Source organism: Bradyrhizobium sp. Ec3.3 (assembly GCF_000472925.1).
Lineage (GTDB): Bacteria > Pseudomonadota > Alphaproteobacteria > Rhizobiales > Xanthobacteraceae > Bradyrhizobium.
The window spans coordinates 1-25,690 of the sequence record NZ_AXAS01000083.1; the positions used below are offsets into that span (position 1 = coordinate 1).

General features: G+C 59.4%; 28 protein-coding genes and 1 pseudogene. 16 read left to right on the top strand and 13 right to left on the bottom strand.

The window, feature by feature from the left end:
* Positions 1 to 208: pseudogene (locus YUU_RS60900) on the top strand (group II intron reverse transcriptase/maturase); the annotation flags it as partial.
* A gap of 84 nt (positions 209 to 292) precedes the next feature.
* Here the strand turns inward: YUU_RS60900 and YUU_RS0141455 are convergent.
* Positions 293 to 1,519, bottom strand: a complete 1,227-nt coding sequence (locus tag YUU_RS0141455; protein ID WP_027527504.1) for an ABC transporter substrate-binding protein — start codon at positions 1,517 to 1,519, stop codon at positions 293 to 295.
* 360 nt (positions 1,520 to 1,879) lie between these two features.
* Between YUU_RS0141455 and YUU_RS0141460 the strand changes: the two genes are divergently transcribed.
* The 5 genes from YUU_RS0141460 to YUU_RS0141480 all read left to right on the top strand — a co-directional run bounded on the left by YUU_RS0141460 (position 1,880) and on the right by YUU_RS0141480 (position 7,707).
* Positions 1,880 to 2,317 (top strand): CBS domain-containing protein, encoded by a 438-nt coding sequence (locus YUU_RS0141460; RefSeq protein WP_027527505.1) that lies wholly within the window; start codon positions 1,880 to 1,882, stop codon positions 2,315 to 2,317.
* Positions 2,318 to 2,878: 561 nt separating this feature from the next.
* Complete coding sequence (gene acs, locus YUU_RS0141465; protein WP_027527506.1) at positions 2,879 to 4,909, top strand: acetate--CoA ligase; 2,031 nt, start codon at positions 2,879 to 2,881, stop codon at positions 4,907 to 4,909.
* Between the two features lie 58 nt (positions 4,910 to 4,967).
* On the top strand, positions 4,968 to 5,225 hold the full coding sequence (locus YUU_RS59545) for a hypothetical protein (RefSeq protein WP_156944821.1): 258 nt from the start codon (positions 4,968 to 4,970) through the stop codon (positions 5,223 to 5,225).
* A 168-nt stretch (positions 5,226 to 5,393) separates the two neighbouring features.
* Positions 5,394 to 7,481 (top strand): carbon starvation CstA family protein, encoded by a 2,088-nt coding sequence (locus tag YUU_RS0141475; protein WP_027527507.1) that lies wholly within the window; start codon positions 5,394 to 5,396, stop codon positions 7,479 to 7,481.
* Complete coding sequence (locus YUU_RS0141480; RefSeq protein WP_051390181.1) at positions 7,474 to 7,707, top strand: YbdD/YjiX family protein; 234 nt, start codon at positions 7,474 to 7,476, stop codon at positions 7,705 to 7,707. The genes YUU_RS0141475 and YUU_RS0141480 overlap by 8 nt, the downstream gene beginning before the upstream one ends.
* A 350-nt stretch (positions 7,708 to 8,057) precedes the next feature.
* Here YUU_RS0141480 and YUU_RS0141485 read toward each other — a convergent pair whose 3' ends face one another.
* Positions 8,058 to 8,264, bottom strand: a complete 207-nt coding sequence (locus YUU_RS0141485; protein WP_156944822.1) for a hypothetical protein — start codon at positions 8,262 to 8,264, stop codon at positions 8,058 to 8,060.
* A gap of 150 nt (positions 8,265 to 8,414) precedes the next feature.
* Between YUU_RS0141485 and YUU_RS62515 the strand changes: the two genes are divergently transcribed.
* Positions 8,415 to 8,549, top strand: coding sequence for a hypothetical protein (locus tag YUU_RS62515; protein WP_256375336.1), 135 nt, complete (start codon positions 8,415 to 8,417; stop codon positions 8,547 to 8,549).
* Positions 8,550 to 8,686: 137 nt separating this feature from the next.
* Here the strand turns inward: YUU_RS62515 and YUU_RS0141495 are convergent, their stop codons facing one another.
* Together YUU_RS0141495 and YUU_RS60905 are read right to left on the bottom strand one after the other, a co-directional pair.
* Complete coding sequence (locus YUU_RS0141495; RefSeq protein ID WP_027527510.1) at positions 8,687 to 8,929, bottom strand: hypothetical protein; 243 nt, start codon at positions 8,927 to 8,929, stop codon at positions 8,687 to 8,689.
* Between the two features lie 483 nt (positions 8,930 to 9,412).
* Complete coding sequence (locus YUU_RS60905; RefSeq protein WP_210164193.1) at positions 9,413 to 9,862, bottom strand: hypothetical protein; 450 nt, start codon at positions 9,860 to 9,862, stop codon at positions 9,413 to 9,415.
* On the opposite strand from YUU_RS60905, the gene YUU_RS0141505 reads away from it, so the two are divergent.
* Together YUU_RS0141505 and YUU_RS55555 are read left to right on the top strand one after the other, a co-directional pair.
* Entirely contained in the window at positions 9,834 to 10,007 is a 174-nt protein-coding gene (locus YUU_RS0141505) for a hypothetical protein (RefSeq protein ID WP_245288274.1), read from the top strand. The two genes, YUU_RS60905 and YUU_RS0141505, sit on opposite strands and share 29 nt — an antisense overlap.
* A 434-nt stretch (positions 10,008 to 10,441) precedes the next feature.
* Entirely contained in the window at positions 10,442 to 11,995 is a 1,554-nt protein-coding gene (locus tag YUU_RS55555) for a PAS domain S-box protein (RefSeq protein ID WP_051390182.1), read from the top strand.
* A gap of 151 nt (positions 11,996 to 12,146) precedes the next feature.
* Here YUU_RS55555 and YUU_RS0141515 read toward each other — a convergent pair whose 3' ends face one another.
* The 3 genes from YUU_RS0141515 to YUU_RS53735 all read right to left on the bottom strand — a co-directional run bounded on the left by YUU_RS0141515 (position 12,147) and on the right by YUU_RS53735 (position 15,703).
* Positions 12,147 to 13,001 (bottom strand): carbohydrate ABC transporter permease, encoded by an 855-nt coding sequence (locus YUU_RS0141515; RefSeq protein WP_035664785.1) that lies wholly within the window; start codon positions 12,999 to 13,001, stop codon positions 12,147 to 12,149.
* A 32-nt stretch (positions 13,002 to 13,033) separates the two neighbouring features.
* A complete protein-coding gene (locus tag YUU_RS53730; RefSeq protein ID WP_051390183.1) occupies positions 13,034 to 13,918 on the bottom strand; it encodes a carbohydrate ABC transporter permease in 885 nt (294 codons plus the stop codon).
* 141 nt (positions 13,919 to 14,059) lie between these two features.
* Positions 14,060 to 15,703 carry an ABC transporter substrate-binding protein gene (locus YUU_RS53735; protein ID WP_084801851.1) on the bottom strand — a complete coding sequence of 548 codons (1,644 nt, stop codon included), beginning with the start codon at positions 15,701 to 15,703 and terminating at the stop codon, positions 14,060 to 14,062.
* A gap of 356 nt (positions 15,704 to 16,059) precedes the next feature.
* Here YUU_RS53735 and YUU_RS0141530 point away from each other — a divergent pair, with 356 nt between their 5' ends.
* The 3 genes from YUU_RS0141530 to YUU_RS0141540 are packed head-to-tail and all read left to right on the top strand — an operon-like array spanning position 16,060 to position 19,280.
* Positions 16,060 to 17,166, top strand: a complete 1,107-nt coding sequence (locus tag YUU_RS0141530) for an ABC transporter ATP-binding protein (protein ID WP_027527514.1) — start codon at positions 16,060 to 16,062, stop codon at positions 17,164 to 17,166.
* A complete protein-coding gene (locus YUU_RS0141535; RefSeq protein ID WP_245288271.1) occupies positions 17,148 to 18,257 on the top strand; it encodes a hypothetical protein in 1,110 nt (369 codons plus the stop codon). Before YUU_RS0141530 ends, YUU_RS0141535 begins: the two co-directional genes overlap by 19 nt.
* On the top strand, positions 18,258 to 19,280 hold the full coding sequence (locus YUU_RS0141540) for a carbohydrate kinase family protein (protein ID WP_027527516.1): 1,023 nt from the start codon (positions 18,258 to 18,260) through the stop codon (positions 19,278 to 19,280). It abuts the gene before it with no gap.
* Between the two features lie 9 nt (positions 19,281 to 19,289).
* Here YUU_RS0141540 and YUU_RS53740 read toward each other — a convergent pair whose 3' ends face one another.
* Together YUU_RS53740 and YUU_RS60640 are read right to left on the bottom strand one after the other, a co-directional pair.
* Positions 19,290 to 20,852: an L-fuculokinase gene (locus tag YUU_RS53740; RefSeq protein WP_051390185.1), complete on the bottom strand. Its 1,563-nt coding sequence runs from the start codon at positions 20,850 to 20,852 to the stop codon at positions 19,290 to 19,292.
* 43 nt (positions 20,853 to 20,895) lie between these two features.
* The gene (locus tag YUU_RS60640; RefSeq protein ID WP_198031930.1) at positions 20,896 to 21,477 is read right to left on the bottom strand and encodes a hypothetical protein; all 582 of its coding nucleotides are present in this window, start codon (positions 21,475 to 21,477) and stop codon (positions 20,896 to 20,898) included.
* 178 nt (positions 21,478 to 21,655) lie between these two features.
* Here YUU_RS60640 and YUU_RS0141550 point away from each other — a divergent pair, with 178 nt between their 5' ends.
* Positions 21,656 to 22,114, top strand: coding sequence for a MaoC/PaaZ C-terminal domain-containing protein (locus YUU_RS0141550; protein ID WP_198031931.1), 459 nt, complete (start codon positions 21,656 to 21,658; stop codon positions 22,112 to 22,114).
* Between the two features lie 183 nt (positions 22,115 to 22,297).
* Here YUU_RS0141550 and YUU_RS61925 read toward each other — a convergent pair whose 3' ends face one another.
* Complete coding sequence (locus YUU_RS61925; RefSeq protein ID WP_245288272.1) at positions 22,298 to 22,861, bottom strand: hypothetical protein; 564 nt, start codon at positions 22,859 to 22,861, stop codon at positions 22,298 to 22,300.
* 10 nt (positions 22,862 to 22,871) lie between these two features.
* The gene (locus YUU_RS59550; protein WP_245288273.1) at positions 22,872 to 23,063 is read right to left on the bottom strand and encodes a hypothetical protein; all 192 of its coding nucleotides are present in this window, start codon (positions 23,061 to 23,063) and stop codon (positions 22,872 to 22,874) included.
* A gap of 304 nt (positions 23,064 to 23,367) precedes the next feature.
* Between YUU_RS59550 and YUU_RS57620 the strand changes: the two genes are divergently transcribed.
* The 3 genes from YUU_RS57620 (at position 23,368) to YUU_RS61930 (ending at position 24,903) form a co-directional block, all read left to right on the top strand.
* A complete protein-coding gene (locus tag YUU_RS57620; RefSeq protein ID WP_084801853.1) occupies positions 23,368 to 23,565 on the top strand; it encodes a hypothetical protein in 198 nt (65 codons plus the stop codon).
* Positions 23,566 to 24,296: 731 nt separating this feature from the next.
* A complete protein-coding gene (locus tag YUU_RS63055) occupies positions 24,297 to 24,518 on the top strand; it encodes a LuxR C-terminal-related transcriptional regulator (RefSeq protein ID WP_371260579.1) in 222 nt (73 codons plus the stop codon).
* Between the two features lie 67 nt (positions 24,519 to 24,585).
* On the top strand, positions 24,586 to 24,903 hold the full coding sequence (locus YUU_RS61930; RefSeq protein WP_256375337.1) for an ABC transporter substrate binding protein: 318 nt from the start codon (positions 24,586 to 24,588) through the stop codon (positions 24,901 to 24,903).
* A 217-nt stretch (positions 24,904 to 25,120) separates the two neighbouring features.
* On the opposite strand, the gene YUU_RS0141570 is transcribed toward YUU_RS61930, so the two are convergent.
* Complete coding sequence (locus tag YUU_RS0141570; RefSeq protein WP_027527520.1) at positions 25,121 to 25,309, bottom strand: hypothetical protein; 189 nt, start codon at positions 25,307 to 25,309, stop codon at positions 25,121 to 25,123.
* 128 nt (positions 25,310 to 25,437) lie between these two features.
* Positions 25,438 to 25,690: hypothetical protein (locus tag YUU_RS60910; protein WP_210164192.1), on the bottom strand; the 253-nt coding region annotated here is incomplete at its 5' end.

Here is a 25,690-nt window from a genome sequence, read left to right on the forward strand (position 1 = left end):
GGGTAACCACCCGAGCATGTGGTGGTTCTGCAATCAGGTGCGAAGGCTCTGGCTTACGACGCTTCGGCGTCGGAGTCAGAAGGCTGATCTGTCCTGGGAGCGCTTCATCCGCCTCGTCGATCGCTTCTTTCCGCCAATCAAGACACTACACCCGCTGCCCTGTCACCGCTTCGACGCCAAAACCCGAGGGAGGAGCCCGGTGCGTTAGCAGCGCTCGCCGGGATCTGGGTGGGGGGCGAGGAGCAATCCTCGTCCCTACCACGACCCTCGCGGGTCCGACCCATGGCGACGGTTATTGCGTCCCGATTTCCCCGGAGATCACAGGTCCGAACAGTTCACCGTGTTCACCGTTGAACCGCGACATCTGCATCTGCTCGACTGGGAAATAGTCGGTCGGGCTTGTATTGATCTTGATGCCCGGCAACAACAAACCTAGTTCGAAATCCTTGAGGTTGGCGGCCTGTCTCATCACGTTCTCGCGGGTGAGTTCGTCGCCGCATTGCTTGAGCACTTGAACGATGGTCTGCGCTGTCAGGTAGCCATAGACACTGAAAGTGCTGGTCTTGTCTCCCTCGGGAAAATACTTGTCCATGAATGAAGCCCACTCCTTGATCGCGGGATCGTCCTTCCAGGTTGGATCAGTGGGGTCCTTGAGATAATTGGTCGACAGAATGCCCTTGGCGTTTTCAAGTCCAGCGGGCCGCAGCACGGAGCCCACCGAGTTCGAGATGCTCGCGAGGAGCTGAACCGGCTTCCACCCGATCTCAGCTGCCTTTCTGATCGCCTGTGCGGCGAACTTCGGGGAGGTCTCATTAAAAAAGATGTCGGCGCGCGAGGTTTTGAGCGTAACAACCTGCGAGTCGACAGTTGGCTCCGAAGGATCGTAGGGGAGTTCTGCTACGATCATGCGCTTTGCGGCCTCGGCACCAAGGCCATCTTTGAGGCCTTTGACGTAGTCGCGACCCGAGTCGTCGTTCTGGTAGAGAATTCCGATCTTGCCCTGCGGTATGTTCTGCAGGATGTATTTTGCATAGATCCGCCCCTCGGTCTGATAGGTCGGCTGCCAGCCCATAGTCCATGGAAAGCTCTTCCAATCGCCAAACTGGGTGGCGCCCGTAGCAACGAAGAGCTGTGGCACCTTCTTTTGATTCATGTATTGCCGAATGGCATTGTTGGTCGGTGTACCGAGACTCTGGAAGATGAGCAGCACTTCATCGCTCTCTACCAGTTTGCGTGCTTGCTCCACAGTCTTGGGCGGGCTGAACGCATCGTCGTAAGAAATAAAGTTGATCCTTCTTCCGTTGATGCCGCCCTCGTCGTTGATTTTCTTGAAAAAAGCCGCCTCCGTCCGGCCTATCAGCGCGTAGGCCGACAACGGACCGCTGTAGGGCATGATGTTGCCGATTTTGATTTCGTTGTCGCTGGCGCCGGGGTCGTATTTCTTCTCCGCCGCTACTGGCTCCGTGCCAACACAAAGGACAAGCAGAATTGCCAGTAGAATCCCCCGCGTCTGGGACATGTTGGCCTCCCTGTGTGTCGTCGGCTGCTTGCCGATCATAAGGCAGTCTAAGGTTTGCGCCGCGAACTTGTCTAGCTAGACCGACTTCCGTTCTTGGCCCTTCGCGTCATTTCGCGAGCGCGTAACAATCAGGTGCTTTCAGGTAAAAGCGGACAACAAACAGCAGGCAGGGCCGGCTGGCTCAGTCGAGAATGACCCTTTGCAGAAGTCGGGCTACCAGAAGTACCGCGCACAACGCCGCATTGGTGTGCGGCGGCGCGGTTCGCTTTCCATCCTGAGGGGCCGTCCATGAGGAGCCCGATTTGATCTCTGTCAAAATGGCAAGTGGATTTTATGCTATGCGAGTTCTTTGGTGCCGTCATGACGACAGTCCGCCATATCTTGGAAGAGAAGGGTCATCGGGTCTGGTCTCTCCATCCCAGCGATAAAGTCTACGACGCAATTAAGATGATGGCCGACAAGGACGTTGGCTCGCTGGTCGTGTTGGACGGCAGCAGAATTGCCGGCATCGTCACCGAGCGGCACTACGCACGCAACGTCTTCTTGAAGGGGCGCGCGTCGCCACAGACGCGAGTCGACGAAATCATGGAACGCAACGTCGTGTGCGTTGCGCCCGACCAATCAATCGAAGACTGCATGGCGCTCATGACTACAAAGCGCGTCCGCCATCTGCCGGTGATTGAACATGGCGAGCTTCTTGGGATCGTTTCGATCGGTGATCTGGTCAAGAGTATTATCAGCGACCGGGAATTTGTGATCGAGCAGTTGGAGCACTATATCCGCGGCAGCGGCCGATGATTCTAAGCTGAATTGATCCATTCCGCCGATCCAGTCGAATCCTCCGGTGGAGAGCGATTGCCGTCGGCTTCGGATTTTGCGTCGCGGCTCAGTAAGGGTGCCTCACATTGGCGGTGCGCTGCATAGCTGCGCCGCGCTCAATTCGGGCTTTGCGGACGCTGCATTGCAACAGGCGCCGTCTTTAGGGAAAGCCTCGTCAAACCGAATGAAATGATTTAAACTTTCCATGAAACGCCTACTTGGGCGTCTGGCGTTGAATTGCGCTCCCGTCGCGGTATGGGGAGTGCCCGATGATCAAGTTTCTGCAACACGTGTGTGGTTGGACATTCGGTCCGGACACCGTTGGTGTAGTGACTGTCGTTATCAACGACGCGTGGCAGTTCCCAAAAACTTACAAGGCCGATAGTTCTCCGCCTCACGCGATGAAGCCGCGCGCGAGATCCTTGCTGGACACATTGTTGAGACGGCCTCGCTCTATGAGTGCCATTAGCGTCCGTCTGCGCGAGAGCGCCACTTGGCCCGTGTGATTTCGAGGCTACGCGATAGCTTGGGAGACAGCGTATGTCAGATAGAACAACAGCAGAAGTGTCAGAAGCCGAGATCGCGGTCCACTGGCAGGAAGAGAACTACGTCAACCCGCCAGAGAGATTTGTCGCGCAGGCCAACCTGACAGACAAAACGGTCTTTGATCGCTTCAGTCTCGACAACGTCCCGGAGTGCTTCAAAGAGTACGCCGATCTTCTTGACTGGTACCGGCCCTGGGACGTCGCACTTGATACGAGCAATCCGCCGTTCTGGCGATGGTTTGTCGGCGGCAGGATCAACGCCAGTTACAACTGCGTCGATCGCCATCTCACCAAGTACAAGAACAAGACGGCGATCCACTTCGTCCCTGAGCTAGAGCACGAAGCGATCCAGCACGTCACCTACCAGGAGCTCTATGTTCGCATAAACGAGGTCGCTGCATTGTTGCGCGAAGGCTGCGGTCTAGAGAGTGGCGACCGGGTGACGTTGCACATGCCCATGGTGCCAGAGCTTCCGATCACGATGCTCGCCTGCGCCAGGCTCGGGGTCATTCACTCGCAAGTCTTTAGCGGCTTCAGCGGGAAGGCCACGGCAGATCGCATCGTCGATTCCGAAAGTCGTGTGCTGATCACAATGGACGCCTATTACCGTGGCGGCCAACTTCTCGATCACAAGGAGAAAGCCGACGTCGCAGTCAGCGAGGCAGAGAAGGAAGGCGTCAAGGTCGAGAAGGTGCTCGTGTGGCAGAGATACCCAGGGCGATATTCAAGCAAAACGCCGCTGGTCGGGGGCCGCGATTTCGTCATGAACGAGATGTTGTCGGCCTATCGACAGCGCCGGGTCGACGCTGTGGAAATGCGTGCGGAAGATCCGCTGTTCCTGATGTACACCAGCGGCACAACCGGGAGGCCGAAGGGATGTCAGCACAGCACCGGTGGATATCTGTCCTACGTCGCGGGAACGTCGAAATTCATTCAGGACATCCATCCGGAGGATGTCTACTGGTGCATGGCCGATATCGGCTGGATCACGGGCCACTCCTACATCGTCTATGGGCCACTGGCGCTCGCCGCCTCATCGGTGGTGTACGAGGGGCTTCCAACCTATCCCGACGCGGGGCGTCCGTGGCGCATCGCCGAAGAACTCGACGTCAACATCTTTCACACCTCACCGACAGCGATACGCGCGCTTCGGCGCGCCGGGCCGGACGAGCCGCTAAAGTACAATCACCACTTTAAGCATATGACCACTGTGGGCGAGCCCATCGAACCGGCCGTGTGGAAGTGGTACCACGAGGTCGTTGGCAAGGGCGAGGCGGTCATCGTCGACACCTGGTGGCAAACGGAGAACGGCGGTTTTCTGTGCAGCACGGTACCGGCTCTCTACCCGATGAAGCCGGGAAGCGCAGGGCCGGGCGTGCCCGGCATTCATCCGATCATCTATGACGAGGCAGGCACCGAGATTCCACCGCGCTCTGGCCGTGCCGGAAACATCTGCATCCAGAACCCCTGGCCGGGCTCATTTCAGACGATTTGGAAAGACCCCGATCGCTTCGTCCAACAGTACTACGCGCGCTACTGCAAGGACCGAACGAGCCGCAACTGGCGCGATTGGCCGTACATGGCCGGCGACGGCGCGCTGCAGGCGGCCGATGGGTATTATCGCATCCTGGGTCGAATCGACGACGTCATCAACGTGGCCGGGCATCGGCTTGGGACCAAGGAGATCGAGTCCGCCAGCCTGCTTGTTGAGGAGATCGCCGAGGCGGCAGTGGTTCCTGCCAGGGACGAAATCAAAGGCAAGGTCCCTGATCTCTACGTATCGCTAAAGCCTGGACTCGCCCCCGGCGAGGACATCCGCAAGCGAGTGGAAGACTCCGTGATCCGTGAGATAGGGGCGATAGCTCGTCCGCGCCGTGTCGTGATTGTCCCTGATATGCCAAAGACCCGTTCCGGGAAGATCATGCGCCGCGTTCTCGGAGCGATTTCGAACAACGAGGATGCCGGCGACATCTCGACGTTGGCCAATCCCGAGATCGTTGATGAGATTCGAAAGATGAAACCCTAGTCCGCGGTCTTCGCGGCCTGTCCCGCGAAACGCGTCGGACGCAACACGGGAGGAGCCCATGGCAACAAATGAAGTCGTGGAGTGCATCCGGCCGTTGCTGGCAAGGTTCTCCGAGAATGAAGAAACCGTCCGCCGGTTAGTGGCGATGGACGAAAGCTTCGATGCGCTTTGTCACCAGTACCGCCACGTCATCGACCTCCTTGAGAGCTGCAAGGCGGACGTTGGTCACGAGGCGGAGGTTGAACAGTTCGAGCAGCGCCGGGCTCGGCTGGAAGAACAACTGCTAACGCGCATTGAAGGATATCAGCCGCAGTAGCCGTAATCCCACGAAGCGCGGAGCGCGAAGCAGTCGTGGATAGAGAGAGCTGAGTGCTCGCCGAGCTATCGGGGCGCAGGCACCTTTCAGCAAAGGGAGCCTGCAGCGCAAAGGAGAAGTGAAAAGCACCAAACTCTTGTTTGGGCTCCTGTAGTGCGGAGGACATCCATGAGTACATTCAACAACACAAGTGCGCCGCAGATGAAGCTTTTATGGATCGCGGTTGCTCTTCTGGGTGCCGTGGCATTTGCGATCGTGGCGCTCAATCGTGGTGAAGCGGTCAACGCCGCGTGGTTGGTCGTCGCCGCGACTTGCATCTATCTTATCGCCTATCGGTTTTATGGGTTGTTCGTCGCCAACCGCGCGCTCGGGGTCGACGGTACGCGGCAGACGCCTGCCGCTCGCCACAATGACGGTCTCGATTACGTCCCGACCAATCAGTACGTGCTCTACGGCCATCATTTCGCGGCGATCGCCGGCGCGGGTCCACTGGTTGGTCCAGTGCTTGCCGCGCAAATGGGCTATCTGCCGGGCACGCTCTGGATCCTCGCCGGCGCGGTGTTTGGCGGTGCGGTCCAGGACATGACCGTGCTGTTTCTATCGACGCGGCGCGATGGTCGTTCGCTCGGCGACATCGTGCGCGCCGAGATGGGACCGGTGGCTGGCACCATCGCCGGTGTCGGCATTCTCCTGATCTGCGTCATCGTACTTGCGGTCCTCGCTCTCGTTGTCGATAAGGCTCTGATCGGCAGTCCGTGGGGAACTTTCGCGGTGTTCTGCTCGATTCCGATCGCGCTTCTGATGGGGGTCTACAGTCGGTTTATCCGCCCGGGCAGGGTCGGCGAAATGTCGCTACTCGGCTGCGTATTGCTTCTCGCGGCGCTGATCTATGGCAAGACCGTGTCCGAGACGCCTTCGCTCGCCGCGTATTTCGATCTGAGCGGGGAGACCCTCGCGCTGATCATCATCGGATACGGCTTCGTCGCATCCGTGCTGCCGGTCTGGCTGCTTCTGGCTCCGCGCGATTACCTTTCGACATTCCTTAAGATCGGCACCATCGCGCTGCTCGCCATTGGCATCATCATCGTTCGTCCCGATCTCCAGATGCCGGCCGTCACCAAGTTCATCGACGGCAGCGGACCAGTTTGGGCTGGCAGCCTGTTCCCGTTCCTGTTCATTACCATCGCCTGCGGCGCAGTTTCAGGATGGCATTCACTCATTTCGTCGGGGACGACGCCGAAGATGATCGAGAACGAAACACAGATCGCATTCATCGGCTACGGCGCAATGCTGATGGAATCCTTCGTCGCCATAATGGCTATGATCGGCGCCAGTATCATCCATCCAGGCGTCTATTTTGCGATGAACAGTTCAGCGGGACTGATCGGCACTACGGCCGAGCAAGCGGCACAGGTAATCTCGGCATGGGGGTTCACGGTAACCCCGGATGATATCACCCAGGTGGCAAAGGACGTCGGAGAGACCTCGATCATGTCGCGCACCGGCGGCGCACCAACGCTCGCCGTCGGCATGGCCCAAATCCTGTCGTCGTTCCTTGGCGGCCGTACCCTGATGGGCATCTGGTACCACTTCGCAATTCTCTTCGAGGCCCTGTTCATCCTCACGACAGTCGATGCCGGAACGCGCGTGCTCCGGTTCATGATTCAGGATCTCATCGGCAACGTTGTTCCAGCCTTCAAGGAGACTTCGTCCTGGACCAACAATATTATCGGTTCGGCGCTTTCCTGCGCACTCTGGGGCTACTTTCTCTACGTTGGAGTGATCGATCCATTGGGGGGTATCTGGACGCTATGGCCTCTGTTCGGGACCGCCAACCAGATGCTGGCGGCAATCGCGTTGACGGTGTGCACCGTCGTCCTATTCAAGATGAAACGCGAGCGGTTTGCGTGGGTCACGATTGTGCCCGCCACGTGGCTCGTGGTCTGCACGACTACCGCGGGGCTCGAGAAGGTGCTCAGCCCCGATCCAAATGTGGGGTTCATCGGCCACGCACTCAAATACGGCGATGCGATCGCAGCGGGTCAGTTGTTGGCACCTGCAAAGACGCTTGGCGAGATGAGCCGGATCGTCTTCAACGACTACATCGATGCAACGCTTGCAGCTGTGTTCGTGCTGGTGGTCGTTGCGACAGTAATCTATGGCCTGATCAATATCCGGCGAGCGCTGGGCAATCCGCAGCCGACCGCATCGGAGATTGGGCTCGCTGGAGTAACCGCGGGAGGTGGCCATGCCTGACCTGCACGACTTGTTCGACCAATCCGCCAGCGCGGTCCGGGCCGCCCGTTATTGGAGCACGCGCACTGCGCGTCTGATGATCGGCGTTCCCGATTACGAGACATACGTCGCGCATCGGCAGGCGAAGCATCCGGACCAGCCAATCATGACGTATGTGGAGTTCTTCCGCGAACGCCAGCAGGCGCGCTATGCCGTCGGGAAAGGTCGCTTTAGAGGCTGCTGCTGAAAGCCAATCCTGACTCTGCAGCTGACTGCAAGCGGCCAGATAGCTGAGGGCCCAAACGCGCAGGCCAAAAGTGAAGATTAGTGTGATGATCAATAGCTTTAGGGACGGCCAGAAACCTTGATTAGCTAGCAGCTCTACAATCGGCATCTCGCGCAGTTCTTTTGTGTTCATCACATAAAAGTAGGGCGCGACGAATCCCGCCACTGCAAAAGCCGCCGCCAAGTTGTTCAGAAACGTCGCATTGAGTTTCTGCCGCTCGTTTCTTGCCGCTTTTCCCATAGTGTCCCCCGTTGCCACATCGGTTAGAATCGCTTCGACGTGATCAGTTGAGCCGCTATTTACCCCTCTGCTTACGCCGCTTGGCTGGTTTCGGGTTGAAGCGCCCTCCAGATGGTGCCGACGCCACAGCCATATTCCTCGGCAAGCTCGGGGATCGTCTTCCCGGCAGCATAGAACTCGGCGCGCTTATGGCCGTCATCAAGACGCTCCGGACGCCCAAACTTCTTGCCCTGGCGCTTGGCCCGCTCGAGAACTGACAAGGCCGAGGCTGAGCTCACTACGGAAGGGCTCGATCGTGTCGTCGGTGGCAAGGGCAAGGCTACTCACCAAACGCACATCGCCTCTCCGGGCCGAATGAAACTTGTGATACGGCGTTAGCTCGGTTTGGATCTAATTCCTGTGTCACCTTCAAACCCAAGGAGTTCGACATGGCTAACCGCCAGCAGAGAGGGAATCGGGAGGCCAAGAAGCCTAAAAAAGAGAAGATCAAGGTAATTGCCGCCGCGCTAAGCCAAAAGGCCTCGGCATGGCAGCCGACCTTGGCTTCCGGCAAAAAGAAATAGCTAGCGTCGTCTGATGCCTTGTCCGGAAGGCCGCCTGGTCTCGTCCGCACCAGCGGCGCTGCCGTGCGGACTGTATACGGTAGCTGTTGCAACAGGCTGCCCCAGCTCCTGGACGCACCGCCGCGGGGCTGGTGGCCTTACTTCGAGGCTTTGGTGATCTTGTGCTCCAAGTGGCCGGTCTCATGATCACGGCGGAGCTGGCTCAACGATGTCTCGTTCAGCTTAAGTAGAACCTCGCCGAGCTTCTCGGTGTCAGGATAGCCAGCCGCGAAACTCTGGCCGTACACCTTGCGCAACGTGCGAATGAGGGTGTTTCCGTGTTTGGCGCTGATTTCTCCGTCCGTGTTGCGGTGGCGATTGTCGAGAGTTGCCTTGCTCATGCTGCCCTCCATTGTGCCCGCGCCGACAGCATCCACCTGCCGAGACCAAATCGCAACAACGCGTGCTCGGGAAGTGGTAGCGGGCGATTGGCTCAAGGCGTGCTTGCTTAACTCGTCCCGCCTCCGTCAAATGCGACCACGGACACCTAAAGCATATTTCTCGACGTATTAGGTCAACCTCACTGACGCACTGCTAAGCTCGTTAGACCACCAGTCGCGCAGCCGCAGCGTCCGCTTTTGCTTTCACGACGCTGGGCCAGAGTGCAATCGGATGCATTGCATCACGGTATGGTCCACGCTAGAGCAGCTGCGACTTTTAGAGGTAGACACATGTCATATGCCTATAAGCTGAATGAAGACGTTCGCCACCAGCCCCAAGGTCCACAAGGACGTGCCGCAACTGATCCACCAATGATTTACACCATCGTTCAACTTATGCCCATCGAGGCAGACGGACGTCTTAGATACCGCATCAAGTGCAAGTCAGAGAATATCGAGCGAGTCGTTACGGAAGATCAGCTTTCGTATTCTCAGTAATTTAGCGCGCTTGCTGACGGTAGGAGTCTGGTCGTTCTGAATGATCGAGAAAATATCCTGAGGGCGCCTCGCGAGAAGCCGCTCAAAACGTGCGAGATCATGAAACGCGCCAATGTCGTGAATGAAGAAGTTTGCCAAGCCCTCTTGTTGAAAATTCGAGACTGAGGCTTGGTGAAGTTCGATATCCACAAAGGGCGATGGCTCATCGGATGATTCGTGAAATCGCGGCGACCGTCCAGCGTCGATCCCAGAAGACTCACTGTGGCGGTTAGGAACACCCTCAGATTTGAAGGATCGAGCGTCTCGCAGCACCTGGCCGGAATGCGGTCCTTTTGACGCGATCGTCGTGACCGCAGCGCTCGGCGAGGTGCCGCCGTCACTGATTGAGCTGCTCAAAGTGGGGGGCCGACTGGTGATGCCGGTGGGCTCAGCTTACACGACCCAGACCCTCACTGTGGTCGAAAAGACTGGCCCCGGCGAGACGGCCAAGCGCGCCGTCGGCCTTGTGCGCTTTGTACCCTTTACGCGTTCAAAAGATTGAAAGCCAATCAACGTTCAGTTCTGGAGCACGCGCTTGTGGGCCAGATGACCAAAGCCTTGCGGGAATGCACTTTGGAGAGCAGCAGCTTTTGGCGCGCGGCGGACATTGGTCGAGCGCCTGCTGCACAAGAAGAACGGGTCCGCCTCACGCGCAGACGATGGAACCAGGGTTCAGCTCGCGTTGTTTGCCGCCTGCCGGGCCGACTCGTCACCTCAATATGGCGGTATATGGCGGTCGAGAAGTCCTCGTATACATAAGTATAGTCGTCACAAGACATAATTCCTGATCAATCATTGGCCACCGTGAGGCCGGGTTCGACCCCCGTGCACCGTCAACGATCGCTGGCGCTTGCCGCTCCGGGCCGGGGGACAACCGCGCTACCCGGCGCGAGAAACAAGTCGATTTGATCCATCGCTCTTCAGCAAGAGTCGATTATGCAACATCCGGTTCAAGTGCCGTCGGCCGCGGTGGATTTAAATGAGCGCAAGCACCCCGAGGAGGCGCTACGTGAGAGCGAGGAGCGCTTTCGCACCTTGGTGCAATTCTCGTTCGATGTGTACTGGGAAACCGACGCGCATCATCGCTTCATTCGCCAGGAGTTCGCTGAGACGCTTTCCCAGCCGCCGGTCGCCGAGATTGGCAGGACGCGGTGGGAAGTGTCTTATCTGGAGCCTGATGCAGAGGGCTGGCGCAAGCACCGGGAGACGCTGGATGCCCACCTTCCGTTCCGTGATTTCGAGCACGCGCGGCCGACTCCCGATGGCGGCAAGCGCTACACGTCCGTCTCCGGGCTGCCCGTGTTTGACGAGACGGGGCGCTTCATGGGCTACCGCGGTGTCGGGCGCTACATCACGGAGCGCAAGCGCGCCGAACAGGCGCTGCGCGAGAGCGAGGCCCGTTACCGGACCTTCGTGGACCACGCGACAGACACGTTCATGCTCCATGATGAAGACGGTCGTGTTCTCGACGTGAACCGAAATGCTTGCGAAAGCCTGGGCTACAGCCGGGACGAACTGATTGGGGCTGTTCCGTTCTTCTTCAATCTGGATATGGATGAAGCGAGCTGGCGGGTCAACCGCGAGCGCCTCAAGGCCGGCGGCATCGCTACGCTTGAGAGCCGCTATCGCCGAACGGACGGCACCGTGTTTCCCGTTGAAGTCCGCATGCGAGAATTCTGTGAAGGCGGCCAGCGACAGATCATTTGTCTGAGCCGTGACATCACCGAGCGTAAAAGAGCCGCCGAGACCTTCCGGGAGATGCAGGCGGAACTGACACACGCCAATCGCGCGGCGGCCATGGGACAGGTCACGGCTTCGGTGACACACGAATTGAGCCAACCCATTACCGCGATGCTCTGCAACGCAGAAGCCGCACTGAACTGGCTAGGATCGCAAGCTCCGAATCTCGAAAAAGCGCGGCGGGCGCTGGCATCCATTGTCGCGGATGCCAAGCGGGGCGGCGAGATCATCGGCTGGATCCGTTCCCTCATCAAGAAGACGCCGGCGCCGAAAGGGAGCCTCGATGTCAACGGTGTCATCCTGGACGTGATCACGATAGTCCGGAGCGAACTGATTAAACACGGTGTCTTGCTCCAGACCGACCTCGCGCCGGGCTTGCCGCTCGTGGAGGGCTATCGCGTCCAGCTGCAACAGGTTGTTCTCAATCTGATCCTCAACGCGATCGAGGCAATGAACGGCCACGAGGAGGGGGGACGGGAGCTGCGGATCAGCACGGCCGCAGATGCCTCAAATGTCGTTGTTGTCACCGTGCGAGACAACGGTCCTGGACTCGACGCGGCAATGGTCGACCGCTTGTTCGAGCCCTTCTACACCACCAAGCCGGAGGGGATCGGCATGGGCCTGTCTATCTGCCATTCGATCATCGAAGCGCATGGAGGAGGGCTTTGGGCCGGCGCGAACGAGCCACGGGGCGCGGTGTTTCAGTTCAATCTTCCCGCGGGACAGGGTGATCCACGTCGCATGTCTTGACGGGGGGCTCCGCCGACCGGCGCCGACAGCCTCAAATGTATCCTCGGCCACGTGGGAAGCCCGCTGTTGGGCGCAAAGCGGACTCTTGAAAAATGATCGACCGTTAATGGGCCATCTGATCCAAGTCAGCGCCCAGTACTGTCAATCCAGCTCAGCCTTTGACAGCGCCGAAAGAAAGACCGCGCGCGAGATAGCGTTGCACAAAGAAATAGAGGATCACCGGTGGAACGATTCCGATCAGCGTATTGACTGCCGCTATGTTGAAATCGACGCCCCGGGTCGAACGCGAGGCAAGCACCAGCGCCGAGAAGGTCGTCGCGCTTTGAGACGTGAGCGCCGACGCAAAAAGCGCTTCGTTCCATGTGAAGGCAAAAACCAGCACGGCGGTAACGATAAGGCCGTCCACGGAAAGTGGCAGCGAGATTTTCCAGAATATCTGCCAGGGCGTGGCGCCTTCGACCTTTGCCGCGTCCTCGATCTCGGTGCTGACGTCGCGGAATATGTCACGCATGATGACGACGGCGAAGGCGAGATTGAAGGCGGAATAGCAGAGGATCAGCCCGATCCACGTATCTACCAGCCTGAGAGAGACCATGAGCAGGTAGAACGGTACGAGCACCACAGCGGGCGGCAGCACGCGCTGCGAGAGGAACCATAGTGCAATGTCGCCCGACCGAATCGGAAACTGAAAGCGGGCAAGCGCATAGGCGGCCGGTACGCCGAGGATCAGGGCAAAGACGGTAGTGCCGACGCTAACAACGACACTGCTGATGAAGGCATTGATTGCCTGCGGGTCGGAAAGGACATTGCGCCAGGAATCGAGTGTCGGCTCAAAATTGAGGAAAGGAATGAAGGCATGGGGCTCGAAGGTTGCGGTGCTCGTTTTGATTGAGTTGATAGAAGCCCACAGGAAGGGCAGCAGCGTGATTACGGCCGCAAGCGCCAGAAGCGTATAGACGACCACCTTGGAAATCAGGCTTGCCCTGAGCCACAGAATTTTGGTCATGCTCTTGCCCTCCGTGGGAAACTCATTGCCTTTCAGCCTAGCCGCTTGCGCATTTGTTTGAAGAACACAGTGATGAGTGCCGCCACCATGATGAGGAAGATGATGCCCATCGCCGAGCCTTGGCCGAAGTTGAAAAACTGGACTGTGGTCAGATAGTCCATCGCACTGAAGACCTCCGTGCTCGTGCCCGGACCGCCCGTGGTCAGCGCATAGGGGATCGCGAACACCTTCAGGCCTTCGATGATCCGAAGCAGGATGGCGATCGTCGTCACCGGCCATGCAAGCGGGATCCCGAGTCGCCACATGACCTGCCAATGATTCCGGGCATCGAGGATCGCGGCATCATAGAGATCGCTCGAAATGCTGCTCAGCCCCGCCAGCACGATGATGAACACGAAGGATGTCCAGCGCCAGATATCGAGCAGTATAGCCGCGGCAATTCCGCCGGATGGCGTCGAAAGCCAGGGTACTTCGATGCCCGCGAGTTCCAGCACGGCCGTGACCAGTCCCCCCTGGGAACTGAAAAGCGTCACGCCGAGATAGCCGATGGCCACCTCCATCGTGAAGAGAGGCATGCCAATGATGGTACGAAAGCCGCGCGCCCAGGGCGCACCGAGATTGACCAGCCATGCTGCAATAAAGCCTAGGACAACTTCGACCGGCACCGAGACCGCTACGTAAATGGCGGTGACCATGATGCTATGCCAGAAGCGGTCAGAGGCGAGCACGTCGGCATAGTTCTGCAAGCCGATATAGCCGGTGATCCCCATCCCGAGCACATAATTCGCGAAGCTGTAGCGGATGACGAATATGAGCGGCGCGAACGTGAACGCGACGACCCACAGCACTGCAGGGAGGAGAAGAACATATTTGAAGACCGCGCCGTACTCGGCCGGCCTTCCGTGCATCGCTTTCATCGAATGCCCCAGTCGCCGAACGTAGCCCGCGCTCTCCGGTGCGCAAAGGATCAGCGGCGCGCCGCGTTTCCGGGTCGGCGCGAGCGGCGCCGCGAAATCTGACTCCTCACGGTAGCCGGCAGCGGCTTCCGACGGTATCTATCACGCGAACGAGGCCTGGTAGAGCGCCTTCTGCTTTTCGCGTCCGTAGCGCTCCGTAATCTTCTCCCAGGCAGCAGCAGTAGCATCGAGTGCCGCCTTCGGCTGCATCTGGCCACCCAGGACCGCCGAGATGTTGACATCGAGCTCGTGCCAATATTCGGCTGTTCCCGGAATGCGCAGATATTCCTCCTGCACCGGCGCGCTCAGGACCGAATAGTAGCCCTTCAGATATTCGACGACGTCATCGGGATCCCAGTTCTGCGCCTTGAACTCGTCCAGACTCGCGGTACCAACAGGTGGCAGATACTCGAACTTCATGCCCGGCTGCACGCCGGTCCAGCCGTTTGCGGAATTGAAGAAGGCATTCTTCTTGTTGGCCATAAAGGCCAGGAAATCGTAGGTCGCCTCGCGCTTCTTGGAATTGCGGGAGATGACGCAATGCCAGGAGCCGCCATTGGAGTTGCCGACCTGGTTGAACTCGTATTTTTTCCATTGACCGGTGATCGGGTTGAAGGCCTCGGTCGTGCCGGGGATACCGGCCGCACCTACCTTGCCTTTCACCTTCGATGTCTTGGGATCCTGGGCAAGCGTCGGCAGGTCACCCCAGGTCGGCTCCATCGCCGAATGACCGGCGAGGAAAAGATTCCAACCCTGCCCAAGTGTCCAGCTTATCTCTTCACGCGGACCGGCGCCGGCAAGCTTGATGTAATCCTCTAGCGCCCTGAGGTGCCCTTCCGAATTGATGAGGGGCTTCATGTTCTGCGGATTGAAGAAATAATACTTGTTGTCAGGCGAGATGACATATGGTGCCGACAGGGACAGGAAATGAAAAAATCCCTGCTCGTTTACCTTGGCGTGTAGCGCCAGGCCCCAGTCATTGCCGCCATCCTTGTTCCAGTCCCAGCCGGTGAAGAATTCGGCGGCGTCGTGCAACTCCTTCATCGTCTTGGGCGGACTCGGTAGCTCATAACCGTACTTGGCCTTGAACTTTTCGTTGTTCTGGCCGTCGGCGAAAATATCCTTGCGGAAGTACAGCGCCTGCGCGTCCCCATCGAAGAGCACGCCGTAGAGCTTGCCGTTCCATTCATAGAGCTTGCGCATGGACGGCAGCCACTGGTCGGGATCCCAATATGGATAACGCGGATCGGCCAGGAAGCTGTCGATCTCGATGATATACGGTGTCTCAGGTACGAAGAAGTCGCCATAGAACCACGCGCCGGTCATATAGGTGTCATAGCGGCCAAGGCCGCTCGCAAGATCCGAGAAAATCTGCTGGTGAAGCGTCTCGATCGGCACTTCAGCGACATTTACCTTGCCGCCGGTTTCCTCCTCCCAGTGCGGCACGTGATATTTCAGGCCGTCGCCTACCGTCGCTTTGAGCACCATCACATTGATGGTCGTCCCTTTGAAGGGCTTGGTTTTGAGGAAATCGATACGCTCCTTCGTGATCGGCGACTCATATGGCACCTCGGGCGCCGACTCCACCAGGTTCGCCGCCCGCGCCGGGGCTGTCAGCCTTGTCAGCACCGCAAGCGAAAGGCCAAGCTGCAATCCACCCAGGACGAACTCGCGTCGGCCGATTTTTCCTTTCAAATACCCATGAACTAGATGTTCAAGCTTCTCGACGTCTCCTCCACTCGGCATTTTCTCCTCCTCTTGCCATTGCGGGCGTCAAACATGCGATCCGAGGCGCGGACGCGGGTCTTATGCTGCTGGCAAAAAATGGAAATGAAGACTTGGCCAAGACCTCCGATCCGCGATCAACGCAAAGGGTCAGGCGGTCGTAAGCGAGACGACCGGAGCGCAACCTTCGGCATTCAATTTAGTCCCGGCATCCCGGAGGGGTCAACACGGGAAAGTGGCGCAGTAACGAGGCTTTCCTTGCGCGGGAGAGCGTCATGGACAGTCGCGGCGGCTATGTGTATCAAATCGTCTCAACAGCCGGTTCTAATGTGCTCCCGCGGCCTCCGACCGCCCTGCAGAAAGGCACACGGGGAACAATGGCAAGGGTGGAGCTCAGACGCGTATCGAAGCGCTTCGGCGACATCTCCGCGGTGGAGGATTTCTCGCTCGGCACCTCGGATGGTGAGTTTATCGTCCTTGTCGGGCCTTCCGGATGCGGAAAGACGTCCACCATGCGCATGATCGCCGGCCTCGAAGCCGTCAGCGAGGGGCATATCCTGTTCGATGATAGGGACGTTACCGATCAGCTTCCGCGCGATCGGGACGTCGCCATGGTCTTCCAGAATTACGCGCTTTTCCCGCATCTCAACGTCTTCTCCAACCTCGCTTTCGGACTGCAGCTTCGCAAGGTGCCGAAAACGGAGATCGAGACCCGAGTGAAGGATGTCTCGCGCCTGCTCGGCATCCAGGAGCTTCTCGAACGTCGTCCCAGGGAACTTTCCGGCGGGCAGCGCCAGCGCGTGGCACTCGGTCGCGCCATCATGCGCGAGCCGAGGGTATTCCTGATGGATGAACCGCTCTCGAATCTGGATGCGGCCCTGCGCATGGAGATGCGCGCCGAAATCATCAAGTTGCAGGAGCGTCTCGGCATCACGACCTTCTATGTCACCCATGATCAGGTCGAAGCATTGAGCATGGGTGATCGGATCGTTGTGATGCGCGGCGGCAAGCTGCAGCAGGTCGGAACGCCGATGGAGCTCTACGAGCAGCCGGCAAATTCTTACGTGGCTGGCTTCATCGGCAGTCCGCCCATGAATTTCCTCGAGGCGGTCGCAAACGGCAACGGGATAACGCTCACAACGCTGAGTGCGACGGTTGAGCTTGCCGGTCGGCTATTCGCTGCAACGCAGCGATCAAGCGCCCGCGACCTCCTGCTGGGCATACGACCAGAACACGTCTCGCTTTCCGACCGCCCGGCCAGCGACGGAGTCTATAATCTGGACGCAACCGTCGATACCGTCGAGCCGCTCGGCCACACCATTCTGGTGAGAACGCGGCTGCCCTCGCAGCAGGTTCTCAACGTGCTCGTGACCGGAAAGATCTCCTGGCGCGAAGGCGACAAGGTGTACCTGGTCATGCGCCCGGAGCACATGTACCTGTTCGACAGGCCTGCCGACCGGCTCCTGTGTGGTCTTCCCGGCTGAGCGATAGAAGTCTACGGATCCGCTGCTTCCACTCACAACGCTCAACACAATCAAACCGACAAAGAAGGAGAAAGCGATCCATGCCCGTGACTGAGAAGACACTGGACCGCAAGCTCGCCCAGATCCGTGCGGGGCAATATGTGCCGTCCGATTTCATCATCGCGGATGCTAAGGACGGTGATATGGGCTTCGGCGCGGGTGCGCCGGGGCCGGTCTATGATCAAGACAATCAGCCGACGGACCGCATGTGCACCCTTGCCGACTACCGTGCCGGCATGCGCGACATGGTCAGATCGGGTCTCGTCGACATCATGCTGACTTCCGTTTCATCGGCGGAGGCGCTGCGCGCGAATGGCACCTATGCCGATACCCCTGTTACGCCAGCCGTGCGGCTGAATGACACCACCGACATCTGGAGCCTGCGCGGCGGCGCATACAGAACGCTGCAAGCCCGGCCCTTTCGTACGGCCCGGCTCAAGCACGCGCGCACTGTCGCAGATCTCGGGCTTTATTCCGTCACCTTCTATAACGACATCGACCGAGACGTTGCCACCCTCGAAGCTTATGCCGTCTTTCGGGAGGAGGCAGAAGCGGTCGGAATGCGGCATTTCCTTGAAGTCTTCAATCCCGCCTTCGCAATCGACACGGGCGGCGTCGATCTCGGCTTCTACGTGAACGATGCGATCGCTCGCGCTCTTGCCGGCGTTGCTTTGGCCGAACGGCCTCTCTTCCTGAAAATGAGCTATAACGGGCCGAGCGCTATGGAAGAACTCGCCTCCTTCGACCCGCAGAACCTCGTCGTCGGCATTCTCGGCGGTGCGGCAGGGACCACGCGCGACACGATGGAGCTGGTCGCACAGGCAGAGCGCCACGGCGCGCGGGTCGCGCTCTTCGGACGCAAGATCTGGTATGCCGAATCGCCGACGGAGATCGTGCGCCTGATGCGCCGGGTCATCGAGCGCGAGGCCTCGCCGAGCGAGGCGGTGCGGCTCTATCACGATGTCCTCGCAAAAGCCGGCATTCGCGCAAGGCGACCACTCGATCAGGACAACGAAGTCACCGATCCCATCCTCAAAGCCGGAGCATGCTGAGTGGCGGCGCAAAAAGGCGTGGTGACAGCCGGCAGCTGGTGCTGCGACCATAACAAGCTCGTCGACCATTGGCCATCGGAGGACGGCCTTGCCACGATCATTGCCGAGGAGCGGCACGGCGGCGGCTCAGCCTGCAATATGGCCGTCAACCTTAAGAAGTTGGATCCCGATTTCCTCGTTGAAACAATCGGCATCATAGGCGACGACGAGGATGGCCAGCTGCTTCTTGCCGAGGCCGATACCCACGGCATCGAGCGTAGCAGCCTGCGCGTTGTCCCTGGCGGGCGCACGAACTACACTGACGCCTTCGCATCGCGCGCGACGGGGCGACGCACGCACCTCTTCTTTCCTGGTACCAATGATCTGCTGACGCCCGGTCTCTTCGACTTCTCGGGGACCCGGGCTTCCCACCTCCATCTCGGTCTTCCGGGGCTCTACCCCGGCATGGATGCGCCTTTCGCCGCCGAACCGAACGGCTGGGTGGCTGTCCTGAAGAAGGCGCGGGCCGCGGGTCTCCGTACCAACATGGAGCTCGCCTCTGTTGCGCCGGACACGATTGCCCGCCTCGTCCGGCCCTGCTTGCCGCTCCTCGACTTTCTCATCATCAACGATGTGGAGATCGGTGCGCTCGCCGGTATGACAACGGAAAGCGAGGGCAGCACAAACATCGCTGCATGCCGCCACGCGGCGCGCAAAGTGTTGGAGGCGGGAGCCATGGATCTCGTCGTCGTCCACTTCCCCGCTGGCGCAATTGCGCTCACCCGCTCTGGCGACGTACTCGCGAAGCCCTCGTTACGTGTACCGGCCGAGGAGATTGAAGGCGCAAATGGGGCTGGCGATGCCTTTGCCGCAGGCATTCTTTATGCCGTTCTGGAGGGCTGGACGCTTGCCGAAGCGCTGGCGCTCGCCCATGCTGTGGCTGCTGCGTCACTGCGCAGGGTTGGCACGACTGACGGCGTCCTGCACTGGCGGGAGTGCCTGGCGCTTGCCGATCGCTGGGGCTGGCGGGAGGAGATCGGCTGAGAAGGGACCTCAGGCCGTTTCGCGCGCCCTTGCCATCAATTCCGCGATCGCCTCGTTGAAGGGCTTCAGCGCGTTCTGCAGCGGATCGAATACGCGCCGACGAATCTCGGCATAGATAGCTATCCACTCCGGATCCGGCTCAACGACATGTTCGCCCCGTTCGATGCCGGCGAGTGCCGCATCCAGGTCCGGCCAAAGCCCGGCCGCGATGCCACCGAGGAGGGCCGCGCCCATGGCCGTCGCCTCTGGCTGGTCGATGACGACAATCGGAGCGCCGAATACGGCTGCTTTGATCGCAACGAGCAGCGGATTGCGCGAACTGCCGCCGATCAGGCGATACTCGCGCGGACGTCCCACCCCGGGAAGTGCCGCAAGCCCGTCCACCACGCAGCCTACCTGCAGGGCGATCCCCTCGAGTACCGCGCGGTAAACCACGCCGCGGCCGCTGCTCGCGGCAAGCCCGATAAAGGCGCCGCGCGCAGCGATGTCGGGTGCGGGCGGCGGCGCATACGCAAGATGCGGCAGGAAAACGACACCCGCGCTGCCCGGCCGTTCTGCGCGAGCCTCATCGATGAGTATCTCATGGGACACAGCGCCGAGAAGAGCTCGCAGCCACTCCACGGCGCCACCGGAACTGTTCATCGTTCCGCCGAGATAGGAGAGTGGCCGATGTGCGTCCACCGCGCCCTGAACATAGCCTCGTCGCACAATCTCCTGATCCTTCAACGGGCGTTCAGTCAGCATGAGCAGGGCCTCAGCCGTGCCGAGGCTGTCGAGGACCATGCCTGGGCGCGTGAGACCTGCCGCATAGGAGCCGACGAGATGGTCATGACCGCCGACCGCGACGATCGGCTTTCCGGCAAGCCCGGTCCGGTCGAGGATTTCACGACGAACGGGCCCAAGCGGAGAACCACTTGCCTTGAGAGGTGGCAGCAAGGTCGGCTCGATGCCCGCATCCGCGACCAGCCCCTCGGCCCAGCGCCCTCCTTTCAGATCAAGACAGAGTGTGCGCGAGGCAAGCGTGAAGTCGGTCGCCGCCTCGCCCGAAAGGCGGAAGGCGATCCAGTCGGCAATGCAGAGCACCTGCCTTGCACGCTTCAGCGCCTCGGGCCAGCGGTCTTTCATCCACAGGAGCTTGCAGAGCGTCAGCGTCGGATCGATCGGTAGGCCGGTGATCTCAAAGATGCGTTCCTTGCCTATTTGCTCGGCAAGAGCCTTCGCGGCGATCTCGCTGCGGCCATCGAACCAGACAGGCGCAGGCGCGAGCGCGCGACCGCGTTCATCGACCAGCACGCAACTTTCCCCGACGCTCGCCACGGCAAGTCCAGCCACAGGCCGGTCCCGCAGCTGCCGTCCGACCTCCGACAAGCAATCGCACACACTGGCAAAGAGCGCGTCCGGATCATATTCGCCGCTGCGGCCGTCTATCATGTGCGCCGGGGTCGGGCGGTGGGTCGCGACAACCTCGCTGCCGCGCAGATCGAAGGCGATCGCGCGGATCGACTGCGTCCCGACATCGATACCCACGATCAGTGGCGCCGTAGATGTGACCGGCTTTGGCTTCAATGTCATGGCAAGGCCTGGTCGGGTAGGGTGTTGATAAGACTGAACGCTTTCAGCTCGCCTGTCCAGCAACTCCGGGCTCACATAAACGTCTTGAGTCCAGACCGTTGTGTGTACCGAAAACCGCATCCGAGTGTGATACCGCGTTGGAATCGCCTAAGCTGGCGCGATGATCGGGCTGTTCTGCTTCGCTCTGGCCGCCCCGGCCTCGCCATTCAGGTCGAAGTTGCGGCTTGAAGCTGAGAACGCGGTGCTGCGACATCAGTTGATTGTCTTGAGACGCAGGCGGCGTAGTCGCCTTCGGACGAACCTTGATCGCTGGTTCTTTATCGGGCTGTATCGCTGGTTTCCAGCAATCCTGAAGGTTCTCACGATCATCCGGCCTGAGACGCTTGTGCGTTGGCACAGAGCCGGATTTCGCTGCTACTGGCGTTGGAAGTGGCGCCCACGGGGAGAGCGACCGCCAGCCGAGACGGAGCTGCGCGTCTTGATCCGGAGCGTCGAAAATCCGCTTTGGGACGCGCCACGCATACACGGCGAACTGCTCAAGCTCGGGTTTGAGGTCGCGCAGTCGAGCGTCGCCAAGTACATGGTCAAACGCCCGCACTTCTGCTTCCGGCGCATAGCGGACCATGGCCGGACTTGCCGCTTGCTCAGCCGCTCGAGAATGACCCGGCGCGGACATTCACTGCTGGCAGTTGCTACGATCCCAAAGGGCCTCTGTGATTGCACTCGACGAGAATTTCACCGTAATGTCTTCGACCGTCCTCGCCGCTTTCCGCCTTCGAAAACCCAATAGATGGGGGATGCTCATGAAGGTGATATACTTCGAGGATCTGAACGTCGGAGATAGTTGGACGACGACGGAACACCTCGTGGATCGAGAAGAAATGCTGGCCTATAATCGCGCATACGACCCGTGGCCTTTTCACGTTGATGCAGAGGCCGCCAGCAAATCGCCGTTCGGTGGACTGATCGCAAGCGGGGGTTACACAATCAGCTTGATGTATCGGTTGTTCCACGAAGTCGTGAACCAGCCGGATCGGAAGTGGGCTTTCTTGGGGGGCTTTGACTGGCAGGTCAAATTCCCGGCACCCGTGCGTGCAGGTGACCGGTTGCACGAACGCATCACAATTATTGAAAAGCGCCCATCGAGCAAGCCGGGACGAGGCGTCATCAAGAACCGCGTCGAAGTGATCAACGATCGAAAAGGTGTGGTGCTATCAATCGAGGCCATTGTGTTGCTGGCCACTCGCTCACGGGGCGGGTAGGCGGAATTTGCTTAGGGCCATGTGGTGCCCACTAATCTGGTTCTAGCCGTGCTGATGTCGTTTCTCCATCGCGTCATTTCGCTGCGATGCGGAAGTTGATCGCATAGCGGACTTTCTGGCGAGCCTCCGCCCTGCAACTGCAACCACGGATTCTCTTGCAGCAGATATCCTCAACAGAGGCGGTCACGCATACCCCGCGCGTCCGCCAATTCCAGAGGACTCGCCGGACCTGTCGCTGTGTGTAGACGTCCACCGGGCAGGCGGCATCATTTGACAATCGACGATGATCAGCTCATTTTTTGGTGGCGCGGTGCCACACTTCGACTGGGTGGGTACATGCGCCCGGAATAGGTCTGGCCCGATCTCGCCGCGCTCGAAGGGTGCAACAGTGATCCCGTCCGGTCGCCTCGCCAGAAACCGCTCCAGGTTCGACTTGTAGTGCAGCGGCAACTCCCGTAGGTCGTCACCGCCCATGGCGAGAATGGCGAAGGCGTAGAGCTGAACTTCGTGATCGTGCTTGCGGGAGTGGAACGCATTGAAATCGGAGATTCCGTTGACACCGAGCACCACAGCCTCGCCATCGATGACGAAAGGCGTTTGCCGGTTCTTCAGCGCGGCCTCTGCAATCCATGGATAGCGCTTGGTCCAGTCGCTGCCGTTGTCGAACGCGTAAAGCTGGACTTCGTGATCGTGCTTGCGGAAGTGCAGCGCGTTGAAATCGGAGATGCCATCGACACCGAGGATCATGGCCTCGCCGTCAATGACGAAATGCTTTTGCCGGTTCAGTGCGGCCGGATAGCGCTTGGTCCAGTCGCCGCCGTTGCGGTGACAGCGGACGCACGCGCTTGTCATCCCGGATGACCAACATCCCGTAGCCGTCGTACTTCACCTCGTGATTCCAGTCCGAGGGGACCTGCTTGCCGGTCGTCAGGCAGAGCTCGTACACCATACGAATTGGCCGAAAATAGGTATCGACGGCGGATTTTACGAATCGAAAGGGGCCGCTCTTTAGCGACCCCTTTGCCGGTTGCAATCTTGTTCGGGATGAAATGCCAGCCCCGGCGGCACCAAACTATCGGTATCTAAATGCCAAGTAGACTCCGGATGAATACCGTTAGCAATTCTGCCCCAATTCCGGTTTTGCCATGGAACCGAAATCCAAAAGTGGAGCGAATGCCTAGAATGTTCCCCGCCGAACGTCTGCGCTTCCAAAGTGTTTTAGAGTGGTGCGATTTTCATGACGGGAGGAGATCGTGAAACGCCTGCGGTTCAAACCAGACAAAGCGCTGGGAGAACGACTAATCAAGGAAGCCCGGCTAGCAAGAGAAAAGGCAGAACAACTTCCATCGGGTAGGGAGCGTGAGGACCTTTTGAAGAAAGCCCACGAGGCCGACATCACCGCCCGTATCGATGAATGGTTAAATTCGCCAGGCCTTAAGCCGCCCATCTAAAAGCAAGGCCGCCTCAGTTGGCGCCCTCTGCCTTCAAGAGCCGCACATAGGTGCCGCTCTCGTGCAGCGTCGGGCCTTTAGCATAACCGCGCTCACCTTGATGACGCAGGGGACTTGTGGCGCTCGTGAACGACACCCAGCAGTTGGTACTTGCAATGCTTGCTCTGGTCTGGGCTGGCGTGATGCTGGTCACTGGTCAGCTTTACGTGGAGTATCGTGAGGCACGAGCGCCCACAGTTGCGATCATTGGTACGAGCGGAACGCACCAGTGTTTTCGACGGGACGACCGAATTTCGTTAAGGCAAGGCTGGCCGAGCGAGCCAGATTAGGGGAACTGAATGAAAGCGACGCACGTTAATCCCGCATGCTTTGTCGAGAAGAACTTCGACCGCTGGTTATAGTGATGGCAGCTATCGTGCTTGGTGTGGTTGTGAAGGAGATAAAGCTCAGTCACCACGCAGCCGAGACACCAGCAGGCATCGACTTCGCGGCAACGGAATAGAACACGCCTCGCGCGCGGCATCGCAGCACGTCATGATGTTCGCATCCATCGTCAGCGCACCGGGAGCGGCGGCGCGTGAGTCATATGGCGTCAGGGGACAAAGCCGTAGGAAACAGCGCGCCGGGAGCGCGGGGCCATTGGGAGGGGCCATTGGGACAAGGCGCGACGTGCAGTTTGCGCCGGACGCTGGCGCGACATACTGTGCGGGCCTCGATCCAGACAAATGGCCATGAGGAACCTGCCGCTCAGTCCACGCGAGAAGCAACTCCTGAGGCGCTTGGCCGCCAGGAAAACGGATGCTCAGATTGCCGAGCGACTTGGTGGCACCGCGAAGCAAATCTCAGAACAGCGTGCCCGCTTGCTCACCAAGTTGGGCGTCAGCGCGCCAGCTGAGATCGCCGATGCAACCGAGCGGCTGGCGAGTTGGAGCACCTATCGCGGCGTGACCTGAGGCCGGTGCCGCGAGCGCTGCAGTGGCGGGCAGACGCGCAGTCTAAAGGATTGCGAACGCAACCACGCTGGCGACAAGCACAAGGAAGCCCAGCGCCGCCAACGACACGAGGGCCGGGGCGGCGGAGCACCGTTTACCCGCGATTTATCTATTCCGCCTATTCGCCACCAATGGCGGATTGATTTCATACGGCCCCGATATAGCGGATACCCTTCTTCGTCTAGGCGGCTACGTCGATAAGATCCTCAAAGGCGCAAGGCCGTCTGACCTACCCGTCGAGCTGCCGACAAAGTTCGACCTCGTCATCAATCGTAAGACCGCGAATGCGCTCGGTCTCACCGTACCGCCCTCGTTGCTCGCCCTTGCAGACGAAGTGATCGAGTAGCTGCGTGTTGCACTGCATAGTCTGCTTCTGATGCTGTGGACGGCTCCTCCGCCCGGCACGCGGGTGCCATGGAGTTGGGGCCGAGTTCGCCGCACCGCTGCCACATCACGTCCCAGATTAGATGCCGTAATCAGGGACAGATCGGATGGTTCGGCGGATGTACCCGGCCTTTGATGGAGAAAGTCCCCGGCGAGTGAGCACGCCGGGGCCTTTTCGCTTAACGCTGATGGCCTAGTCCAATTCCAAGGCTGCCAGCCTTCTGTCTCAACGAGCCCTCGGAGCGCTTCATCAGCTTCGAGAGTTTGGCCACTGGGGTGCGAGCCTTGGAATGTGCCTTGAGCAGCTTGATATCGTCCTTGGTGTACTCTTTGCGCTTGCTCTTCGTCTTTTTTGTCTTTTTTGCCACTTGATGTTCTCCGGCGTGATCGGTCGCCGGGTTAAAGTGATCATGCGAATGCGTCAAGCACTCACTCCACGCCGGATGCTGCGGTTCTTCACCTTGTATGGGGCTTTCCTTGTCAAGGGTAAACTTCCTCACACGCTGCTCTCTATCCACTTGTCGAGTCCCTCCGGTTGCTTGGGTGTCAGCAAGGCGCTTCCTTCCATTCTCGGCATGAAGGGCCCCCCTTTGCTTGGCCGCGCTGAGCGGTCAATCCCCGCAGCCCGCAAGGGGCACGCCTTTTGGCGCGCGGGATTGACGGCGAAAGCGCGTGCCGAGCGATAATGCGCCATTCCAAGAATGGCCTGGCGGCGAAGTTCACGATCTTCATCTTCACACGCCGTTGGC

What these genes read in the sequence shown, in the direction of transcription:
- YUU_RS0141455 (WP_027527504.1), bottom strand. Translation starts at nt 1,519, where the DNA reads ATGTCCCAGACGCGGGGGATTCTACTGGCAATTCTGCTTGTCCTTTGT.
- YUU_RS0141515 (WP_035664785.1), bottom strand. Translation starts at nt 13,001, where the DNA reads ATGACCAAAATTCTGTGGCTCAGGGCAAGCCTGATTTCCAAGGTGGTC.
- YUU_RS62515 (WP_256375336.1), top strand. Translation starts at nt 8,415, where the DNA reads ATGGCTAACCGCCAGCAGAGAGGGAATCGGGAGGCCAAGAAGCCTAAA.
- YUU_RS0141480 (WP_051390181.1), top strand. Translation starts at nt 7,474, where the DNA reads ATGCCTGACCTGCACGACTTGTTCGACCAATCCGCCAGCGCGGTCCGG.
- acs (WP_027527506.1), top strand. Translation starts at nt 2,879, where the DNA reads ATGTCAGATAGAACAACAGCAGAAGTGTCAGAAGCCGAGATCGCGGTC.
- YUU_RS59550 (WP_245288273.1), bottom strand. Translation starts at nt 23,063, where the DNA reads ATGGTGTACGAGCTCTGCCTGACGACCGGCAAGCAGGTCCCCTCGGAC.
- YUU_RS0141550 (WP_198031931.1), top strand. Translation starts at nt 21,656, where the DNA reads ATGAAGGTGATATACTTCGAGGATCTGAACGTCGGAGATAGTTGGACG.
- YUU_RS59545 (WP_156944821.1), top strand. Translation starts at nt 4,968, where the DNA reads ATGGCAACAAATGAAGTCGTGGAGTGCATCCGGCCGTTGCTGGCAAGG.
- YUU_RS53730 (WP_051390183.1), bottom strand. Translation starts at nt 13,918, where the DNA reads ATGAAAGCGATGCACGGAAGGCCGGCCGAGTACGGCGCGGTCTTCAAA.
- YUU_RS55555 (WP_051390182.1), top strand. Translation starts at nt 10,442, where the DNA reads ATGCAACATCCGGTTCAAGTGCCGTCGGCCGCGGTGGATTTAAATGAG.
- YUU_RS60640 (WP_198031930.1), bottom strand. Translation starts at nt 21,477, where the DNA reads ATGGTCCGCTATGCGCCGGAAGCAGAAGTGCGGGCGTTTGACCATGTA.
- YUU_RS0141460 (WP_027527505.1), top strand. Translation starts at nt 1,880, where the DNA reads ATGACGACAGTCCGCCATATCTTGGAAGAGAAGGGTCATCGGGTCTGG.
- YUU_RS61925 (WP_245288272.1), bottom strand. Translation starts at nt 22,861, where the DNA reads ATGATCCTCGGTGTCGATGGCATCTCCGATTTCAACGCGCTGCACTTC.
- YUU_RS0141530 (WP_027527514.1), top strand. Translation starts at nt 16,060, where the DNA reads ATGGCAAGGGTGGAGCTCAGACGCGTATCGAAGCGCTTCGGCGACATC.
- YUU_RS53735 (WP_084801851.1), bottom strand. Translation starts at nt 15,703, where the DNA reads ATGCCGAGTGGAGGAGACGTCGAGAAGCTTGAACATCTAGTTCATGGG.
- YUU_RS53740 (WP_051390185.1), bottom strand. Translation starts at nt 20,852, where the DNA reads ATGACATTGAAGCCAAAGCCGGTCACATCTACGGCGCCACTGATCGTG.
- YUU_RS0141495 (WP_027527510.1), bottom strand. Translation starts at nt 8,929, where the DNA reads ATGAGCAAGGCAACTCTCGACAATCGCCACCGCAACACGGACGGAGAA.
- YUU_RS63055 (WP_371260579.1), top strand. Translation starts at nt 24,297, where the DNA reads ATGAGGAACCTGCCGCTCAGTCCACGCGAGAAGCAACTCCTGAGGCGC.
- YUU_RS0141475 (WP_027527507.1), top strand. Translation starts at nt 5,394, where the DNA reads ATGAGTACATTCAACAACACAAGTGCGCCGCAGATGAAGCTTTTATGG.